This window comes from Bilophila sp. T19-St14, from assembly GCF_059728385.1.
Map to the genome: position 1 here is coordinate 1012328 of NZ_BAAGFT010000001.1, position 18239 is coordinate 1030566.

Annotated in this window: 14 protein-coding genes; all 14 read left to right on the top strand. The window is 50.7% G+C overall.

What is annotated here, in order from left to right:
- Positions 1–8: 8 nt before the first annotated feature.
- The 14 genes from AC6I1V_RS04490 to AC6I1V_RS04555 all read left to right on the top strand — a co-directional run bounded on the left by AC6I1V_RS04490 (position 9) and on the right by AC6I1V_RS04555 (position 17976).
- Positions 9–1877 (top strand): polysaccharide biosynthesis/export family protein, encoded by a 1869-nt coding sequence (locus AC6I1V_RS04490; RefSeq protein ID WP_497736765.1) that lies wholly within the window; start codon positions 9–11, stop codon positions 1875–1877.
- A gap of 254 nt (positions 1878–2131) precedes the next feature.
- Positions 2132–3133, top strand: coding sequence for a UDP-N-acetylglucosamine 4,6-dehydratase (inverting) (pseB, locus tag AC6I1V_RS04495; protein WP_497736894.1), 1002 nt, complete (start codon positions 2132–2134; stop codon positions 3131–3133).
- Between the two features lie 12 nt (positions 3134–3145).
- Positions 3146–4306, top strand: a complete 1161-nt coding sequence (pseC, locus tag AC6I1V_RS04500) for a UDP-4-amino-4,6-dideoxy-N-acetyl-beta-L-altrosamine transaminase (protein ID WP_497736895.1) — start codon at positions 3146–3148, stop codon at positions 4304–4306.
- A 2-nt stretch (positions 4307–4308) separates the two neighbouring features.
- On the top strand, positions 4309–5427 hold the full coding sequence (gene pseG / locus AC6I1V_RS04505) for a UDP-2,4-diacetamido-2,4,6-trideoxy-beta-L-altropyranose hydrolase (protein ID WP_497736896.1): 1119 nt from the start codon (positions 4309–4311) through the stop codon (positions 5425–5427).
- Positions 5424–6011: a GNAT family N-acetyltransferase gene (locus AC6I1V_RS04510; protein WP_483972025.1), complete on the top strand. Its 588-nt coding sequence runs from the start codon at positions 5424–5426 to the stop codon at positions 6009–6011. Before pseG ends, AC6I1V_RS04510 begins: the two co-directional genes overlap by 4 nt.
- Before the next feature lie 16 nt (positions 6012–6027).
- Entirely contained in the window at positions 6028–6726 is a 699-nt protein-coding gene (locus AC6I1V_RS04515) for an acylneuraminate cytidylyltransferase family protein (RefSeq protein WP_497736897.1), read from the top strand.
- The gene (locus AC6I1V_RS04520) at positions 6719–7786 is read left to right on the top strand and encodes an N-acetylneuraminate synthase family protein (protein ID WP_489501856.1); all 1068 of its coding nucleotides are present in this window, start codon (positions 6719–6721) and stop codon (positions 7784–7786) included. Before AC6I1V_RS04515 ends, AC6I1V_RS04520 begins: the two co-directional genes overlap by 8 nt.
- Before the next feature lie 63 nt (positions 7787–7849).
- Complete coding sequence (gene pseI, locus AC6I1V_RS04525) at positions 7850–8905, top strand: pseudaminic acid synthase (protein WP_497736898.1); 1056 nt, start codon at positions 7850–7852, stop codon at positions 8903–8905.
- Positions 8906–8971: 66 nt separating this feature from the next.
- Positions 8972–13348, top strand: coding sequence for a capsular polysaccharide export protein, LipB/KpsS family (locus tag AC6I1V_RS04530; RefSeq protein WP_497736899.1), 4377 nt, complete (start codon positions 8972–8974; stop codon positions 13346–13348).
- The gene (locus tag AC6I1V_RS04535) at positions 13339–14076 is read left to right on the top strand and encodes an SDR family NAD(P)-dependent oxidoreductase (RefSeq protein ID WP_497736900.1); all 738 of its coding nucleotides are present in this window, start codon (positions 13339–13341) and stop codon (positions 14074–14076) included. The genes AC6I1V_RS04530 and AC6I1V_RS04535 overlap by 10 nt, the downstream gene beginning before the upstream one ends.
- A gap of 9 nt (positions 14077–14085) precedes the next feature.
- Entirely contained in the window at positions 14086–14322 is a 237-nt protein-coding gene (locus tag AC6I1V_RS04540; RefSeq protein WP_497736901.1) for a hypothetical protein, read from the top strand.
- Positions 14276–15718 carry an AMP-binding protein gene (locus AC6I1V_RS04545; protein ID WP_497736902.1) on the top strand — a complete coding sequence of 481 codons (1443 nt, stop codon included), beginning with the start codon at positions 14276–14278 and terminating at the stop codon, positions 15716–15718. Before AC6I1V_RS04540 ends, AC6I1V_RS04545 begins: the two co-directional genes overlap by 47 nt.
- The gene (locus tag AC6I1V_RS04550; protein ID WP_497736903.1) at positions 15711–16799 is read left to right on the top strand and encodes a LuxE/PaaK family acyltransferase; all 1089 of its coding nucleotides are present in this window, start codon (positions 15711–15713) and stop codon (positions 16797–16799) included. Before AC6I1V_RS04545 ends, AC6I1V_RS04550 begins: the two co-directional genes overlap by 8 nt.
- Complete coding sequence (locus tag AC6I1V_RS04555) at positions 16780–17976, top strand: acyl-CoA reductase (RefSeq protein WP_497736904.1); 1197 nt, start codon at positions 16780–16782, stop codon at positions 17974–17976. The genes AC6I1V_RS04550 and AC6I1V_RS04555 overlap by 20 nt, the downstream gene beginning before the upstream one ends.
- Positions 17977–18239 lie beyond the last annotated feature (263 nt).

The window sequence follows — 18239 nt, forward strand, 5'->3', positions numbered from 1 at the left end:
GATAGATGATGAACGCAAGACTGTTGGAAAAGCGGGGCTCCGCCCCGTACCCCGCCGGGGGGAATGATTCCCCCCGAACCCCCTCGATAACGTGGTTCCTTATTGTTCTGTCCCTCGTGTTGTCGGTTCCGGCTTACGCTGCGGAAGAGCCGCGCCAGAACGGTTCTTCCTACGGCGGCAGCCTGGGCAAATCCGGCAACCCCAGCCCCGGCGGAAGCGGAGGCATTCAGGGCACGCCTTCAACCCGCCCCCCGTCCTATCTGCCGGGCGGCTATCAGCGGGAAGCCCATCAGTACGGTCAAAGCTCCGGCTATCAGCAGGAGGAACGCCAGCGCCAGGCCATGCCGGGCCTGCCCGCATGGGCCCAGGATACCTATCGCCCGGATATGGCGATGGGCCTGCAGCCTTTCGGGGCGAACCTGTTCCGGGGCAACTTCGCCTCCACCTACGGCAACGGCATGAACGACGACTACGTGATTCTTCCGGGCGACAGGATCACCGTGCGCGTCTGGGGTGCAAGAAGCTACGACGACGTGCTGTTCGTAGACCAGCAGGGAAACATCTTTCTGCCGGAGGTCGGCCCGGTGCGGGTGGCAGGCCTGACCCAGTCCGCGCTTTCCGGCTCGGTACGGGCGAAGCTGGCCTCGGTCTTTCCTGAAAACGTCAATATTTATGTCAACCTGCAAAGCGCCCAGCCCGTGGCCGTTTATGTGGCCGGGAACGTGCCCAATCCGGGCCGCTATGCCGGCGGCCCGCAGGATTCCGTCATGTCCTACCTTGACCGGGCCGGGGGCATCCTCCCGGAACAGGGCAGCTACCGGAACATCAAAATCCTGCGCGGCCAACAGGTCATCGGACGGGTGGATCTCTACAACTACATGATGCGCGGGGAACTGCCGCATATCCGCCTCAAAGACGGAGACACCATCCTAGTGGAGCCCTTCGGCATGTCCGTGGCCGCCTACGGCCTGCTGCGCCAGCCCGCCCGCTATGAGTTCAGAGGCGCGGCCAGCGGGAAAGACCTGCTGAACTACGCCCTGCCCATGAACGGCGTTTCCCACGTCAGCGTGGGCGGCATGCGCAACGGCGAACCGTTCAACGTCTATGTGACCCTGCATGACTTTCGCAGCCTTCAGCTTGCGGACGGCGACCGCGTGGAGTTTGTGGCCGACACGCGGGGCAGGACCATCATGGTGGCCGCGTCCGGGGCCATCCACGGCGCTTCGCGTTTCCCGGTGCTCAAACAAACCAGGCTGAAGACGCTGCTGGAATATATCGCGGTGGAACCGGAGCTTGCGGACATCAAGTCCATCTACATCCGCCGCAGGAGCGTGGCCGCCGAGCAGAAAGTCATCCTCACGGATGCCCTGCGCCGCCTGGAACAGAGCGCGTTGACCGCCACCTCCGCTTCCGTGGACGAGGCCGGCATCCGGGTGAAGGAAGCCGAGCTGATCCAGAACTTCGTGCAGCGGGCCTCAAAGCTGGAGCCGGACGGCGTGCTGGTCGTGTCCCGCGGCGGCAGGATTTCCGACGTGCTGCTGGAGGAAGGCGACGAGATCATCATCCCCCGGAAAACGGACGTGGTCCACGTCTCCGGCGAAGTGCTCATCCCCACCGCCGTGACCTGGGAAAAGGGCCTCTCCCTGAAAGGCTACCTCAGCGGCGCGGGCGGCCTGTCCGATCGCGCGGATACGGACAATATCCTGATTGTCGGCCTGAACGGGGAAGTCGCCCACGCCAAGGGACAGCCCATCGAACCCGGCGACCGCATCCTGGTCATGCCCAAGTTTGATTCCAAAAACCTGCAGCTGGTCAAGGACGTGACCCAGGTGCTCTACCAAATGGCCGTGGCCGTCAAGGTCGCCGTGGGGCTATAGGCTGTAGGAGGAAGTGGAGAATACGTTTTCTTCTCAAGCAAACGGAGCTGTACTGGACAGGAAAGTCGAATCTACACAGGAAAGAAGCGCAAGCCTGCGCTGCCTGTGCAGGGCAGGAAGGAGGAGAACTTCATCCAGAAGCGTGAGCAAGTTTAAAAGAGGCGCATGCGAACGGACAGAATACGGATATAGAGTCTATCTTGTTACCCGTAAGGACATGTTTAGTAACTTCATAAAACCATATGGGAGGGAATATGTTTAATGATAAAGTACTACTAGTAACAGGTGGAACTGGATCATTTGGTCATATGTTTACCAAAATGACACTTGAGCGTTATCGTCCAAAAAAACTGATCATCTTTTCACGCGACGAAATGAAGCAGTGGGAAATGGCAAAAAAATTTGCAAACAATCCCTGTGTACGATTCTTTATTGGAGATGTTCGTGATGAAGATAGACTTCAATTTGCAATGCGAAATGTTGATTATGTAGTTCATGCTGCTGCTACAAAAATTGTTCCTACTGCTGAATATAACCCACAGGAATGTATAAAGACTAATGTTATAGGTGCTATGAATATTATTCAGGCATGTGTACGCACTCAAGTAAAAAAAGTAGTTGCCCTTTCTACAGATAAAGCATGTAGCCCTGTCAATTTATATGGAGCTACAAAACTGACTTCTGATAAATTATTTAACGCTGCAAATATTCATTTTGGAGAAAATGAAACTCGCTTTGCTGTAGTTCGTTATGGAAATGTAATGGGTTCACGTGGTTCTGTTATTCCATTCTTTAAAAATCTGACGGAAAATGGATCCGAAACACTGCCCATCACAGATGAACGTATGACACGTTTCATGATCACACTTAATCAGGCTGTTGATCTTGTATGGAAGGCTTTTGCAGATATGGAGGGAGGAGAATTATATGTACGCAAGATTCCGTCCATGCGTGTCGTCGATATTGCACACTGTATCAACGAAAAGGCTCGCTTTGAATTCATCGGTATCCGCCCCGGTGAAAAACTGCATGAGCAGATGATTACTGCAGAAGATGCCATGCATACCTATGAGTATGATGAATATTACAAAATTATTCCCCCTATTCTAAACGCAGAGCGCAAACAGAAGCGTATCAAAGATGGAATCCAAGTTCCACCTGACTTCTGCTACGCAAGTAATACCAACACTGAATGGATGAGTATCGAAACACTGCGTGCCTGGCTCGCCGATATCAAGAACAACATCCTAGTCTAGCAAGAGGCTATTATGATTCCTTACGCGCGACAAGAAGTGCTACCTGAGGATATTGATGCCGTAACCAAGGTACTGAACGCAGAATTTTTGACCCAAGGACCGGTTATCCCCGCGTTTGAAAATGCCGTAAAAACCTATTGTGGAGCCAAGTATGCCGTGGCTGTCACCAGTGCGACAGCTGCCCTACATATTGCCTGTAAAGCGCTGGGGTTGAAACAGGGCGGGCTGCTCTGGACGACCCCCATTACTTTTGTGGCATCGGCAAACTGTGGATTGTACTGTGGTGCAGATGTGGATTTTGTCGATATTGATCCAATCACTTGGAACATGGATACGTCTGCTCTTGCCCATAAACTTGAACGTGCAGCACATGAAGGACGGCTTCCTGATATTGTTGTTGCTGTTCACTTTACAGGACAGAGCTGTGATATGGAAGCTATCAACAACCTATCGAATCAGTACGGATTCAAGATTATTGAAGATGCATCTCATGCCATCGGAGGTCGCTACAAAAATTCAATCATAGGCTCATGCACCTATAGTGATGTTACGGTCTTCAGTTTCCATCCCGTTAAAATCATTACCACAGGTGAAGGTGGTATGGCTTTGACTAATGATCCGGACATTGCAGCAAAGCTCCATTTGCTTCGGAGTCATGGCGTGACACGTGATCCCAAACTAATGCGACGGGACGATGGCGGCTGGTATTACGAACAGGTAGGCTTAGGTTATAATTACAGAATCACCGATATTCAGGCAGCGCTGGGCCTCAGTCAGATGAAGCGCCTTGATGCCTATGTAGAGAAACGTCAGCAACTCTTTACACGTTACACGGCCTCGCTTGCCGCTCTGCCCCTGCACTTACCACACATAGCTCCCTACACCATTTCTGCTATCCATTTATACCCTGTAATTATTGATAATTCTCGGACAAAACGGACACGCAGGGAGGTCTATGAGGCCATGCAGTCTGCCGGTATCAGAGTGAATGTACATTACATTCCAATACACACCCAGCCGTACTATATGGACAGATTTGGTTTCAAGGCAGGCGATTTTCCCTATGCCGAACGCTATTATGCCGGTTGCCTATCCTTGCCCATGTATGCAGCCCTGACCTTTGAACAACAGGATACCGTCTGCTCTGTCCTTCAAGACATATTTGCGGAGTAACCATGGAAGCCACCGTAGCCATCAGGACAGATTATTCACCTCAAATAGGTTCGGGACACTACATGCGCTGCAGGACGCTGGCAAAAGCGCTTCAGAAGCGGGGCTGCCAAGTTACCTTCATGTTCCGGTACCTACCTGAATTCTGCCAAGAAGAATTGCGTAGGGAGGGGTTCGAGTCGTTCTCTCTGTCAACCCCATTCCTGCCGTCAGCGCCGCTGCCCAAAGACTATCATCTTCCCCGACACGCTTCCTGGCTTGGTGTCTCAAGTCTTGAAGATGCTGAAGCCTGCCGAATGGCCTGTTCTGACAGACAACCTTTTGACTGGCTGATTGTCGATCACTACTCCTTGGACATCATATGGGAAAAGGCTACAGCGTCATTACGGCGTCGTTTAATGGTCATAGATGATCTGGCAGATCGAGCACATGCCTGTGATCTGCTGGTTGATCAAAACTGTTATCGTAATGCTGAGCACCGCTATGAAAGCTCTGTTCCAGCCTCTTGTCTATGCCTACTTGGCTCACAATACGCCATCCTGCGTGAACAGTTCCGCACGGCACGGAAACGCATGATCCTACGAAAGGGGCCGGTCAGAAGGTTACTGATTTTCATGGGTAGTAGCGATTCAGGTAACTATACGCAGAAGGTGCTGAATGCACTTGCCCATCTGCGAAGCGTGCATCCTGAACACGTTGAGGTCATTGTGAGCCGCACTAATGCGCACCTTGAAAGCCTACGCGCGCAGTGTAACCGTCTGGGCTGGGATCTTATCACCGATACGCCCGATATGGCCGAACACATGTTGTTAGCCGATGCGGCCATTGGAGCAGCGGGGTCTACCAATCTGGAACGCTTTTGCATGGGTTTGCCAGCGTTCGTACTCTCGGTCGCTTATAATCAGGAACAGATGCTTGAAGACTGCAAGGCCCAAGGACTCTTGTGTGCGCATGAGAAGGACACCCCCCTGGAGGACGCACTCCTGGCCTTTCTGAAAGACGACGAACAACGCGAAGCCATTTCGAGACGCTGCATAACTACGGTGGATGGGCTGGGTGTAGACCGTATTCTTTCTGCTATGCAAAAACTTTTGCTACCCCAAAACCAGGAGCAACGCGTGTGATTTTATTCAGGGAAATTCTGAAGGAAGATGCTCAGAAGCTGCTTATGTGGCGCCTGCAACCGCGTGTGGCCGAATGGATGCTTACACAGGTAGACAATGACCTGCCCAAACAACAGGCGTGGATTGAAAGGACGCGGACTTCTGACGACACGTATCACTGGATTGTCCAAATCAAAGGAACTGACGCTGCCTATGCCAAGATTGAGAAATTTGATCCAATACAAGCTACCACTGAGATGGGATTTTATATTGGAGAAGAGCGGTATACCGCAATGACTGTAGGCATCTTACATGCGTGCTATGCGGCCTTGTTCAAGCACTTTGCGCTGAAGGCGATTCTAGGTAGCATCCTTGAGGGCAACAGTGTTTTAAGAATCCATAAATATTCGGGCTATGAACCTGACAGTGAACGCCCTTCCATCCTTGTGGACGGGAATCCACCACGGCGGCTCCTGCCCTACATCCTACGGCGCGAGGTGTTTTTGCAAAAGCACCCATGCCGGAATGTACCCGATCTACCTGTAGTCTTTTGGAAAGCCCACTCTCTGCACTCTTGCGTAGGTACAAGTGCAGAGTACAGCTAAGCGTATCGAGGCATTCATGCACTGTCTTGCCGTCATTCCCGCACGGGGGGGCTCCAAACGCCTGCCGCGCAAAAATTGTCTTCCATTCCTAGGGAAACCTCTGTTTGTGTGGTCCTGCGAGGCTGCACGTCAGAGCGGATGTTTTGAGCGAATTCTAGTATCTACTGAAGACGCAAAAATTGCAGCACTTGCCCGCGCACACGGTTTTGCTGTGGATAATCGCCCGGTAGAGCTTGCCACAGACAAGGCTGGTACAACGGATATTTGCCTTGAGCTACTTGAACGCCTTGAACAACAAGGTGAAATCTATGACATCATTGCGTTGCTCTATCCTACAGCCCCGCTCCGAAATGCTGATGATATCCGCAGCATGGTACGGCTTGTCCAACGAGAAGACACTGATTTTGTACACGCTGTGACGAGTTTTGAAGGGAATCCTTATCAAGTGCTGTACCAGAACAGCAACGGCTATCTTGCGCCAGTCTGGCCGTTGCTCGTGCAAAAAAAAAGTCAGGAACTTCCCCAACCCTTTCGGGGTAATGGCAGCACCTACCTTGCAAAGACAGCTGCATTGAAAAGCGCCAGAACATTTTATGGTCCCCGCCTTAGAGGGTATCAGATGGACAGACTGCGCTCGGCTGATATTGATACGCAGGAAGATTTTGACATGCTCACAGCCTTTGCATCGATTTTAAAGGAGAATTCTCATGCGTGAGATGCAATTTGGAACACGTGTTATTGGTGATAAGCATCCTTGCTGCATTGTTCTTGAGGCAGGCCCTACCCATTACGGTCTTGAATCGGCCCTGGCTCTAGTTGACGCTGCTGCTGAATCTGGCGCCGATGCCATCAAATTTCAGATTGGTGATGCAAAACGCCTTATTCCCGATCCTAACGTCATGTTCACTTATACCTATCTTGTGAACAAAGCTACCGGCGAAACCGCAGTCTGTACGGAATCACTCCAAAAGATCCTGCTGCGCCGCCAGCTGTCAACGGATGAGTGGCGTACAGTAGCAGCACAGTGTAAAAAAAGAGGGATCACCTTCTTTGCTACAGCCTTTAATGTGGAAGATTTTGAACTGTTTCACGATATTGGAGTAGACTGTGTCAAGATATGCTCTGGGGATATCACCTATCATCATATCTTGCGCGAAGCAGCAAAGTATCCCTGGGTCGTGCAGATCGATACAGGCAGTTCAACTATTGGAGAAGTGGCTGAGGCTGTTGAAGTTCTCGAACAGGCGGGCACGAGTAAAATCATCATCAATCACTGCCCCAGTGGCTATCCTGCCAATCTGAACTCGATCCATCTGCGGGTAATCACATCGCTCAGAACGCTGTTCCCCTATCCCATTGCCTTCTCAGACCATAACCCGGGTAGCACTATGGACATCGTTGCTGTAGCTCTAGGGTGTAACATGCTTGAAAAAACGATTACACTTGATCGTACTATCCGCAGCCCAGAACACATCATGTCTTTGGAACCTCAGGAAATTTGTACCTTTATCCAGACGATACGTGATGTAGAGACAGCGCTTGGCAACCCGCGCCGCCTCAAGACGCCTGAAGAGCGCAAGGCATTCCCAGTGGGGCGCCGTTCCCTCATAGCGCGTATGGATATTCCAGAAGGGACCATCTTGACACAGGAACATCTGGATTACGCACGGCCTGGAGATGGCTTACCTCCAAGCCTTGACACTTTGTTGATCGGTCAAAGAACGGTTTGTGCCAAGGTACGGGGAGAGCGTTTTTCGCTTTCCGATATTGTCTGATGGTACGGCTGTGACAGCCTCCAACACTTTTTCAGCACCATGAAGCATACTCAGGAGACAAAGATGCATAAGTTTCTTCTCGGCCATCTTACTGTTGGTATCAGACAACCACCAATAATCGTGGCAGAATTATCAGGAAACCACAATCATTCTCTCGAACGGGCGCTGACAATGGTCGACAAAGCCGCAGACGCCGGTGCGCAAGCCATTAAACTGCAAACCTTCACGCCAGATACCATTACGCTCAATGTTCACAGAAACGAATTCGTCATCTCCAACGAAAAAAGTCTGTGGTACGGGCGTTCGCTCTATGAGCTGTATGAGGATGCAGCCCTGCCTTGGGAATGGCATAAGCCGTTGTTTGAGCGGGCTGCAGAGCGCGGTCTGATCGCCTTTTCAACACCCTTTGATGCCACATCCGTGGACTTTCTTGAGACGCTGAACGTCCCCTGCTACAAGATCGCCTCTTTTGAAATGACCGATCTCAACCTGATCAGGAAGGTGGCCGAACAGGGAAAGCCCATGCTCATGTCTACAGGTATGGCCAGTTTGGAGGAAATTGCTGAAGCTGTGCGCACAGCACGCACACACGGCTGTCAGGATATTATCCTTCTGAAATGCACAAGTTCCTATCCTGCCAGACCAGAACAGGCAAATCTAAGCACTATCCCACATCTCCGCGATACCTTTGGTGTCCATGTGGGCCTTTCCGATCACACCATGGGAGTAGGCGTAGCAGTTGCTGGCGTGGCGCTCGGCGCTGAGCTGATTGAAAAACATTTTACGCTTAAACGATCCGATGGTGGTGTAGATTCAGCTTTTTCACTCGAACCTGAAGAGCTGGAGACATTAGTGCATGAAACGCACAATGCTTGGGCTGCCCGCGGGCGAATTTTCTACGGCCCGTCAGACGGCATGGAAGCATCAGAAAAACAGAATCGTCGTTCGTTGTACTTTGTGCGTGAGAAACATGCCGGGAGTGTGGTGGAACCAGAGGACATCCGTTCGGTGCGCCCGGGTCTGGGGCTGCCTGTAAAAGACTACGATCTGATTATTGGCAGAACCCTGAAAGAAAACGTGACGCTGGGTACTCCCACAGCCTGGCATCTTTTCGTCTGACACCCTGTTCCCACAGGATTGTTCTGCCTGCCCTGTGACGGAATTGAGACTGAGGTCTTCCTTATTATGATGAATCGCAAGCTACGCAAACTGATTCGCCATCCCAAAGCCTTTTTCAAGGACTCTCGCCTAGTACTGACCATCCGCCGGATCATGAAGCTGGGCTTTCCCCTAATCAAGGTAGGAGCCAACTGGAAAAATACCACAGCCCCGGTGGCAATCATGCTGGGGTTCCTGCCCTGGAAACGCAAGGACGCCGCAAGCTATCTCCACGAATTCAGAACCCTGTTTGCTGAAAGCAATGCACCTATCGAAGCATATGCCGACAAGATCCTTGCCTACTCGCCCTTGTGCATCATCATCTGGGGCTACAACGAGCGTTATGACGTGACGGCTTTTTCGGCCCGGCATGCCATTCCTGTGTATCGTATGGAAGATGGTTTTCTGCGGTCTGTCACACTTGGTTCAGCACATACCAGACCCTATTCTCTTGTCCTTGACAAAAGCAGTCTCTATTTCAACGCCGAAGAGCAGTCTGACCTCGAAAAGCTGCTTGCAGCGTATGATTTCAACCAGTCTCCGGAACTGCTGCAGCGAGCGGAACAGCTCATCGCCTTCCAGAAGGAATTCGGCATCAGCAAGTATAGCCTGCCCGCGGGGAAAGGGAGCAACCTTACGAAATTGGTGCCCCGGAAACGCTGCATACTGGTCATCGGACAGGTGGAGAATGACAAGTCCATCCTCTATGGTCGGGGGGAGAACTGGACCTGTACCCGGCTGATTCAGCTCGCCTGTGAGGAAAATCCGGACTGCGAAATTCTCTACAGGCCGCATCCGGATGTGACACACGGCATGAGAACAGACAATGTTCGCTTGGGCAGTCTGCCTTCCCGGTGCAGGATCGTTGATCGCGATGAACCACTGGCAGAACTGTTCGCTCTGGTTGAACGTGTCTATGTTATTACATCTCTTTCCGGCTTTGAAGCGCTCCTTCACGGTCTGCCCGTCACAACCGTGGGTCTGCCGTTTTATGCAGGCTGGGGACTCACAGATGATCGCTTCCCTGACCATCAGCGCAACCGCACACTGACACTGGCAGAGCTCTATGCCGCAGCCTACCTTCTGTATCCCCGATATATCCTGAACCTCCAGAACAGCTTGGATGGCTGTCAGAAGACTCTGTTCAAACTGTGTGAAGAAAAAAACGGCATAAAACTGCTCGGTACCAACTGGGAAAACGGCAGGAAACCAGTAGCACTCCTGTATGGTGTTGGCCCTCAGGCAAGCCAGCTTCTGACTGAATCCCTTGCCGGATACCGGGTGGCCCGGCTTCGCGAGAAAGATATGGATCTCATCCGTATCTGCCGCACCATGAAAGTCAGGACACTTTTTGTCGGAACCATGCCGCTATCTGAAGAGATCCTCCGTCAGGCCAGACAGGAACACATTGAGCTTGTTGCTGTCACCAGAGGACTTGATTGTACAGGCACCGCCCCCAGTACCGGTTGCCCCGAATCCTTGGTGCTGGAGCCCTTTCCTCAAGAAATTCCGGAAGCCTTTGGCCAGAATTTTGACAGGCTGACAGAAATCTTAGGAGAATTCCCTGTTGCTGAGTATACCGGGCAGATCGCCAGCATGAAAATGCTCCTTCCGCTCAATCGCCTCATTGCCCGTAGTCTTGACCAGCTTGCCAACAGCAAGCCGTCTCAAGGCATCATCCCATTAAGAACAGGTCAGGGAGAGCGCATACTTGTTCTGGCAAAATCCGCTGATGATGCTCACACACAAGGAAGCCTTGCCCGTCAGGAACATCCCGATGGGGAACTCTTTATCATTCTGGAAGACAAGGGCTCACCCACCCATACCTTGCCCCCTGACTGGCATGTATTGCCAGACACTGCCCTGCAACGGACACTGGATTTTGTCGACTGCGTGTACACCAAAGATTCACTGTATGCGCTTGAGGCGTTACGGTGTGATTTACCTGTGATTGTAAGCGGCAAGCCTTTTTATGCGGGTTGGGGCTTCACGGATGATCGCCAGCCAATTGAGCGCCCGCGAAAGCTCAGCCGTGAAGCATTCTTTTATGCCGTATTTGTACTTTATCCCCGTTATATCAGCAGTCCAAAGAACTCATTGACAGGCTTTTTCAGCACGAGTCTGAAGAAATCGTTTAAACAGCTTGGCAGGAAACTTGATGAACAATCCTTTGGAATCACAATTGATAAAGCAAATGAGGTAAAACCGGCCAAAGATGTGCAGCTCAAAGCACTCATTAAGGATCTTGGCAAACTTTGCCAGACACCTGGCTGGTATATGGTGATGATCTGTCTGCTCTGGAGCTTTGGAAAGAAAAATGAACAGGCACAGCTCCTGAACTGGGCTGAAACACAGCTTCCAGCAGACGTTTTGCCAGTTCTTTTACAGCTCCTGGCACAAACGGAGCAGGATATTAATATCCGCTGGCGACTGGTTCGCTCATATGCCCGGGCAGGGCGTTCCAAGGAAGCCCGATTGCTGCTTGATGAACTCCAGGGCCGGATACCAGAAAACACCAATGAGAAAAAGCCGGTATGTTCTCCTGAAACGGCGTTTCAGCTTGCCCGTATCCACAAGGAAAATCATGATGCAGAGCAGAGCCGGCAACAGTACCTGCTTGCCTTGGCAGGAGGTAGGACCTCTCTGGCCACACTTGAAGAGCTTGCCGATATCCTTGCTGAATGTATGGATTTTGAGAGTTCTGCCGCACTAGACAGGCTGCTGTATTCACTGGCAGTACAGAAGAAATCTGCTGCCCTTGCATCTCGTTCCCTTGTCGGTCTGACAGTGAGCAATGCCCGCGCGGGGAACAGAGAGGAAGCACTGCTCTGGCTCGCGTTGCTGAGCAGCAGAAGCATGAATGAGGCTATACGCGCTGCTGACGTGACACAGACCTTCTGGGTGCGTCAATTTCCGGGAATCAATATTTATGCCTGCATCCAGGCATGGGCCAAGGATACGGGACAGCTTGAAAAGCGCGTCAAGATCCGGATGTTTGCCTCAGAATTTGACGAGGCTATCCACCTTATGGATTCCCATATCCAGGAGGTTTCTGACAGCATCCAGCTTTCTTTGCTTTACGCGCGAATTAGGTTTTTCCTTGGCGAGTACGACGAGGCTGAACATTCCTATGCGTGGATCGTGCGCAGATTTGGGCTTTCACCATCAACCTGCTATCACTATCTGTATTTCTGCCTGCATACGGGACGTTACGACAAACTTGGCGAGCTGCTGGATCGTTGCAGACGGATGAACCTTGCCAACAAGGCCTATTTCTTGGCCAGCCTGAAGCTGCATCAGCGTGATATTGGGGGAAGTTTCCCTGCTTTGTGCGATCTGGACAGCCACAGGGAGATGCAGCATCTGCTTGGAGACAAGTGTGTGCGCTCTCTGGATGAAGTCCACGAGGGAGAACGTCTCCTCGTGATAGCCTGCTCCGGCGTTGGCGATGAAATTGGCAATGCTATCTTCTATCAGCGTATTGCTGAACGGTGCTGCGGTCAGACCACGTTCACTTGTGATCCGCGCCTCTACAGCTTCTTTGCCCGCTCACTTCCCCATATTCTCCTAGAACCGGTGTGCCGGCTGCGTCACCTCAACGACATGGCGTCCTCTCCCGGGGAATATGCGGATTTACCATCTTCTGCCTTCGTCTCCATGTTCGACAACCATGGTTACGCACTGTTCAAGAAGGCAGACAAGGTCATTCTCGATTTTGATGCGGTTCGTAGCGTAGTGAAAGGTTATGAGGATTTCTCCGGTCTTGCACGCATGAAGGCCGACGAAAATCTTGTGCGCCAGTATCAAGCACAACTGCCGGATGACGGCAAACTCAATGTTGGCCTCTGCTGGAGGAGTGCGCTCAAACGCTATTCCCGCGCAAGAAACTACTGCGACATTGAAGAATTTGCTCCTCTCCTCCAGAGAAACGATGTGCGCTTTGTGATCCTGCAGTATGATGGATGCACCCCCCACGAATCAGCATGGCTAGAAAAGGAATTTCCTGGGAAAACAATATCGTTTGAATATCTTGACATGTTCAGGGATCTTGATGGCCTTGCCGCAGCCATCGCAGCTCTTGATCTGGTCATCTCCCCTGCCGTCAATATCCGTCAGTTCTCCGGGTGCCTAGGCATTCCCACATCTTTTCTGGTGTCAGGAGCCAGTGTTGAGTGGCGCAAGGCAGAACAGGACGATCATGATGTGATTTATCCCCACACAGTGCACAGGCGAATTGAGAAAAGCGAGGACATGATTACCTATCTTCAGCAGGATATTGATAACGCACTGAAGAGAAAGGGGGCAGACTCAGTCAGGCTTCTTCCAAAAAACGACCATGCGTCATCGCATAGCCTAACGCCCCTACCTGCACGTTGTACAAAAGGAGATTGCCCATGTTGCTGACAGGAAAAACAGCGTTGGTCACCGGAGCTTCCCGGGGCATTGGTAGAGCCATTGCGATATTGTTCGCTTCCGAAGGAGCTCTTGTCTATGCCAATGCAAGAACGGTTGGCTCTCTGGATGCCGTTTCAGACGAATACAGGGAGCGCCATCTGACATTCCGTCCACTCTATTTTGATGTCTGTGACACGGCTGCCATCAGAACAGCCCTGATGACAATAAAAAAAGAAACAGGAAGGCTCGACATTCTGGTCAACAACGCAGGAATCATGTCTAGTTCACTGCTAGGCATGACCTCCAAGAAAAGTGCTCAAGAGCTCTTTGACGTCAATGTCTTTGCTCCTCTTGAGCTTATGCAGATGGCAAGCAAGCTGATGCTACACCAGAAAAGTGGCAGCATCATCAATCTGTCCAGTATAGTTGGTGAAAGGGGCAATGCAGGGCAGGCTGCCTATGCCGCTTCAAAGGGAGCTGTTAGTGCGTTGACCAAAAGTGTATCGCACGAACTTGCCCCACATGGTATTCGCGTCAATGCCGTGGCTCCCGGCTATATTGATACAGATCTTTTTAATGCGGAGAAACAGGAGATACGCGAGCAGGTACTGTCAAGAGTGAAATTGGGCCGCATCGGTACACCAATGGATGTGGCAAGGGTATGCCTTTTTCTGGCCTCGGATCTTTCCGACTATGTTTCTGGACAAATCATCGGTGTTGACGGTGACATTCAATGAGAGGATCACATGACTAATCTTGAAAAATACAATGATGTTTTTTGTAAAGTCTTGAATATCACAGAGAGCAAACTGACAGGACTGACCTACCGATCAATAAATGAATGGGACTCTGTAGGACATATGAGCTTGATCGCCGGTCTGGAAAGTACTTTTGATATCATGTTTGATACAGAGGATATTCTGGATTTTAATTCATATGAACATGGAAAAGAAATTCTGGAGAAATATGATGTTCTCTTTTGAGCGATTTTCCACATCTCCAGCATTGTTCTGTGATGATGGTAGGACAATAAGCTATGCAGAACTGAGCAGGGAAATTCAGCGTCTGTCATCTACCATACCAGAACGTTGCCTGATCTTTTGTCTGTGCCGCAATAGTGCTGGTTCAGTATTGGGTTATACGACCTGCCTTAACCATGGGCTGGTCCCGCTTTTGCTGGCAGAAGAACTTGATCCTGCGCTGCTTGATACGTTGCTGCGCGTTTATAAACCGGCATTTTTGTGGGTGCCGGACGAGAAGGCAGTTCGTTTTGCAGACATGACCCCGCGTCACCATGTCTGGGGATATACATTGCTGGAAACCGGTTATGGTGAAGGCTATCCACTGCATGACGATCTTTGTCTACTGCTCACCACCTCCGGCTCAACGGGCAGCCCTAAACTAGTCCGACATACACGTGAGAACCTGCGTTCCAATATACGCTCAATTATTGATTACCTAGCTATCACCCCAGCAGAACGTCCCATTACCACGCTGCCCATGCATTACACCTATGGGCTGTCTGTACTCAATATTCATCTTGCCGTTGGTGCCACCATCATTCTAACGGAACATACTGTGATGCAGAAAACTTTCTGGGAACGTTTCAAGGCGTGTGAGGCTACATCCATAGCGGGCGTACCCTATACGTATGCAATGCTCAAGCGTCTGGGTTTCTTCCGTATGGACCTGCCCAGTCTGCGGAGTCTCAACCAGGCAGGAGGTAAGCTCCCGCCGGATCTCCAAGATGAATTCATTGCTTGGGCTGAAAAAAACGGACGAACATTTTATGTGATGTACGGTCAGACAGAAGCCTCTCCGCGCATGGGATATCTTCCATGGGAAAAGGCACGAGAAAAATATGGCTGCATGGGTATTGCCATCCCCGGAGGTAGCTTTTCTCTCATTGACACTAATGGAACTGTCATTAGCACACCGGGGGTAATAGGGGAACTTATCTATAAAGGCCCCAATGTGACGCCGGGTTATGCTGAATGTGGTGAAGATCTAGATCATGGCGATGAGCGGCATGGTGTTCTCCATACCGGTGATATGGCCAAATTTGATGCCGATGGTTTTTTCACGGTAGTGGGCCGGAAAAAACGATTTTTAAAAATTTTCGGCAACAGGGTTAATCTTGACGAGATTGAATGCCTACTCCGTGAAGCGTTTCCTGCAATAGACTCTGCCTGTGCTGGAGTAGATGATCTTATGTATGTGTTCATCACAGATGCCACTCTCGGCGAAACCGTAAAAAAATTTCTCACTGACAAAACACGGCTCCACCACAGTGCCTTCCGACTTATCCCTATTGAGGCCATTCCCCAAAATACTTCTGGTAAGACACTGTACCAGGCCCTTGAGACATACTATGCATAATTTGAATGATGTTTTCAATCTGCCTCCCTTTGGAGTAAACGCCAAGACAAAGCAGGCAATGCTCAGTAGTCATCTGTGGAATCTCACGCGGCAACACTATGAAACCTGTACGGTATACCAGGGCATCCTGGACGCTCTCGGCGTGTCTCCTGACGATCATGCACAAGACTGTGAGTGTGTGCCTTTTCTACCGGTAAGCCTCTTCAAGAAACTGGAACTCAAGAGTATTCCACAAGATGACGTTGTTAAGGTCCTAACATCGTCTGGCACAACCGGTCAGGCCGTTTCGCGTATTTTTCTAGACAAACACACAGCTACGAACCAGCAAAAAGCCCTAGCGGCCACGTTCAAAGCATTTACCGGGGCATCCAGAATGCCCATGCTCATTCTGGACACCCCTTCCGTACTGAAAAATCGATACATGTTTTCAGCGCGTGGAGCCGGGATTTTGGGCTTTTCGTTGTTTGGTATGGACAGAACCTATGCCCTCAATGAAGCGATGGAACTGGATTTTCCCGCTATTGAATCCTTTTTGGAACGCCATGAGGGGCAACGTATTCTGCTTTTTGGTTTCACATTTATGATCTGGCAGCATGTTTATAAGGCACTGCAAAACGCACACCGCCGACTCGACTTCTCAAATGGACTGCTCATTCATGGAGGTGGTTGGAAAAAACTCGCAACTGAATCACTTGATCCTGTGGGCTTTAAGCAGGCTCTCTATGATGTCAGTGGTCTCCGATCTGTTCATGATTACTACGGGATGGTGGAACAGACCGGCTGCATTGCCCTAGAATGCGAATATGGTCATCTACATACGTCCATATTTGCCGATATTATCATGCGTCGTCCACGCGATCTGTCTGTCTGCTCGCCAGGTGAAAGGGGAATTGTACAAACGCTCTCGATTCTGCCTGAGTCCTATCCGGGACATTCGCTGCTTACAGAAGATGAAGGGACTTTGCTTGGTGAAGATGACTGCCCCTGCGGTCGTTTTGGCAAGTACTTCATCATCCATGGACGATTGAAAAACGCTGAAATTCGAGGTTGTAGTGATACCTATGCCGCAAGTTATGCCTGATCGTGAGAAATTGAGCTATGTCATTGGGTCAGATACCATTGTGAACGCCATGCCGTACCTGCCAGCGCGCGTTCCCTTTGACGATCTTGTTCTGGATTTTCTACAAGCCCTGTCAGAACAGTTGCTGCGCGATACCGCACGCTATCCCGATGTGGCAACATTTGCCTTCTGGTGTCGCCGGGCAGCTCTGGAAAAAGAAAAAGCAGCCTATGGCAACCGGGGAATCCGTCTTGGTCGGGGCGTCATTTTTCATAGCACGCCTTCCAACGTGCCAGTCAACTTTGCCTTCAGCTTTGTTGCTGGTCTACTTGCTGGAAACGCCAATATTATTCGTCTTCCAGCCAAGGCATTTCCCCAGGTAGAGTGTATCTGTAAGGTCATTGCAGCCCTTTTGCGTGATACATTTCGTGAGCTTGTCCCTTATGTATGTATGGTGCGTTATGCTGGATCACCACTTCTGAACGATTGGTTCTCAGCACACTGTGATGTCCGTATTGTCTGGGGCGGCGATGACACGGTAACAAGGATACGCCGTTCACCGCTTCCCCCACGCGCAACAGAAATTCCCTTTGCCGATCGCGTATCCTTTCTTGTGATCCAGGCGGATGCATATCTCAAGGCCCCGGACAAGCGGGCTCTAGCTCTGCATTTTTATAACGATACCTTCCTATCCGACCAAAATGCCTGTACATCGCCGTTTCTTGTAGTTTGGTTGGGGGATCAGAAGGCCCAAGCCCGAAACATTTTCTGGCATGAAGCGCGGGAAGCCGCAGCACTTTATGCGCTTACACCTGTACAGACCGTAGGAAAACTGGACTCCCTTTGCATGGCGGCTGCCCAACGACATGCCCGCCTTGAACCAGAACAAGACTGGCTGATAACACGGGTTCTTGTTGACAAGTTAGATGCAGGACTTCTTGATCTTAAATATCACAGCGGCTTTTTCTTTGAGTATGAAGCAGAAAGACTGGAAGCTATCTTGCCTCTCTGTACTCGACGTTGCCAGACCATCACATACTGGGGACTGGACAAGACTGAACTAGAAAATTTTGTGACTCACTGCCGCCCAGCAGGCGTAGATCGCATTGTTCCTATAGGCCATTCCATGGATTTTTCCCTTGTCTGGGATGGTATTGATCTTATTGATGCTCTATCACGTGCAGTAACAGTATCGTAAATCTGTTCCGTTCCCTTTCAGGAATACTGTTCCTATGATCCTGTTTCCCTTGTTTTTCACGGCGAACGCAATTCCAACTATCAATGCTCACAGGAGTTCCCAAATTAGGAACTCCTGTCTGTGCCAATTTCTTGAAGATTGGCCTAGCTGCATCAAGAAACGTAAGGTTTCTGCAAAACTCAGCCAAAGCATCTGCTCTTCCGGACAGATTGAAATAGAGTATGCCCTGATGTACCGAAAATGCAGGTACTGACTTATGACAC

What these genes read in the sequence shown, in the direction of transcription:
- AC6I1V_RS04515 (WP_497736897.1), top strand. Translation starts at nt 6,028, where the DNA reads ATGCACTGTCTTGCCGTCATTCCCGCACGGGGGGGCTCCAAACGCCTG.
- AC6I1V_RS04520 (WP_489501856.1), top strand. Translation starts at nt 6,719, where the DNA reads ATGCGTGAGATGCAATTTGGAACACGTGTTATTGGTGATAAGCATCCT.
- pseI (WP_497736898.1), top strand. Translation starts at nt 7,850, where the DNA reads ATGCATAAGTTTCTTCTCGGCCATCTTACTGTTGGTATCAGACAACCA.
- pseB (WP_497736894.1), top strand. Translation starts at nt 2,132, where the DNA reads ATGTTTAATGATAAAGTACTACTAGTAACAGGTGGAACTGGATCATTT.
- AC6I1V_RS04490 (WP_497736765.1), top strand. Translation starts at nt 9, where the DNA reads ATGAACGCAAGACTGTTGGAAAAGCGGGGCTCCGCCCCGTACCCCGCC.
- AC6I1V_RS04545 (WP_497736902.1), top strand. Translation starts at nt 14,276, where the DNA reads ATGAACATGGAAAAGAAATTCTGGAGAAATATGATGTTCTCTTTTGAG.
- AC6I1V_RS04550 (WP_497736903.1), top strand. Translation starts at nt 15,711, where the DNA reads ATGCATAATTTGAATGATGTTTTCAATCTGCCTCCCTTTGGAGTAAAC.
- AC6I1V_RS04530 (WP_497736899.1), top strand. Translation starts at nt 8,972, where the DNA reads ATGATGAATCGCAAGCTACGCAAACTGATTCGCCATCCCAAAGCCTTT.
- pseG (WP_497736896.1), top strand. Translation starts at nt 4,309, where the DNA reads ATGGAAGCCACCGTAGCCATCAGGACAGATTATTCACCTCAAATAGGT.
- AC6I1V_RS04535 (WP_497736900.1), top strand. Translation starts at nt 13,339, where the DNA reads ATGTTGCTGACAGGAAAAACAGCGTTGGTCACCGGAGCTTCCCGGGGC.
- AC6I1V_RS04540 (WP_497736901.1), top strand. Translation starts at nt 14,086, where the DNA reads ATGACTAATCTTGAAAAATACAATGATGTTTTTTGTAAAGTCTTGAAT.
- pseC (WP_497736895.1), top strand. Translation starts at nt 3,146, where the DNA reads ATGATTCCTTACGCGCGACAAGAAGTGCTACCTGAGGATATTGATGCC.
- AC6I1V_RS04555 (WP_497736904.1), top strand. Translation starts at nt 16,780, where the DNA reads ATGCCGCAAGTTATGCCTGATCGTGAGAAATTGAGCTATGTCATTGGG.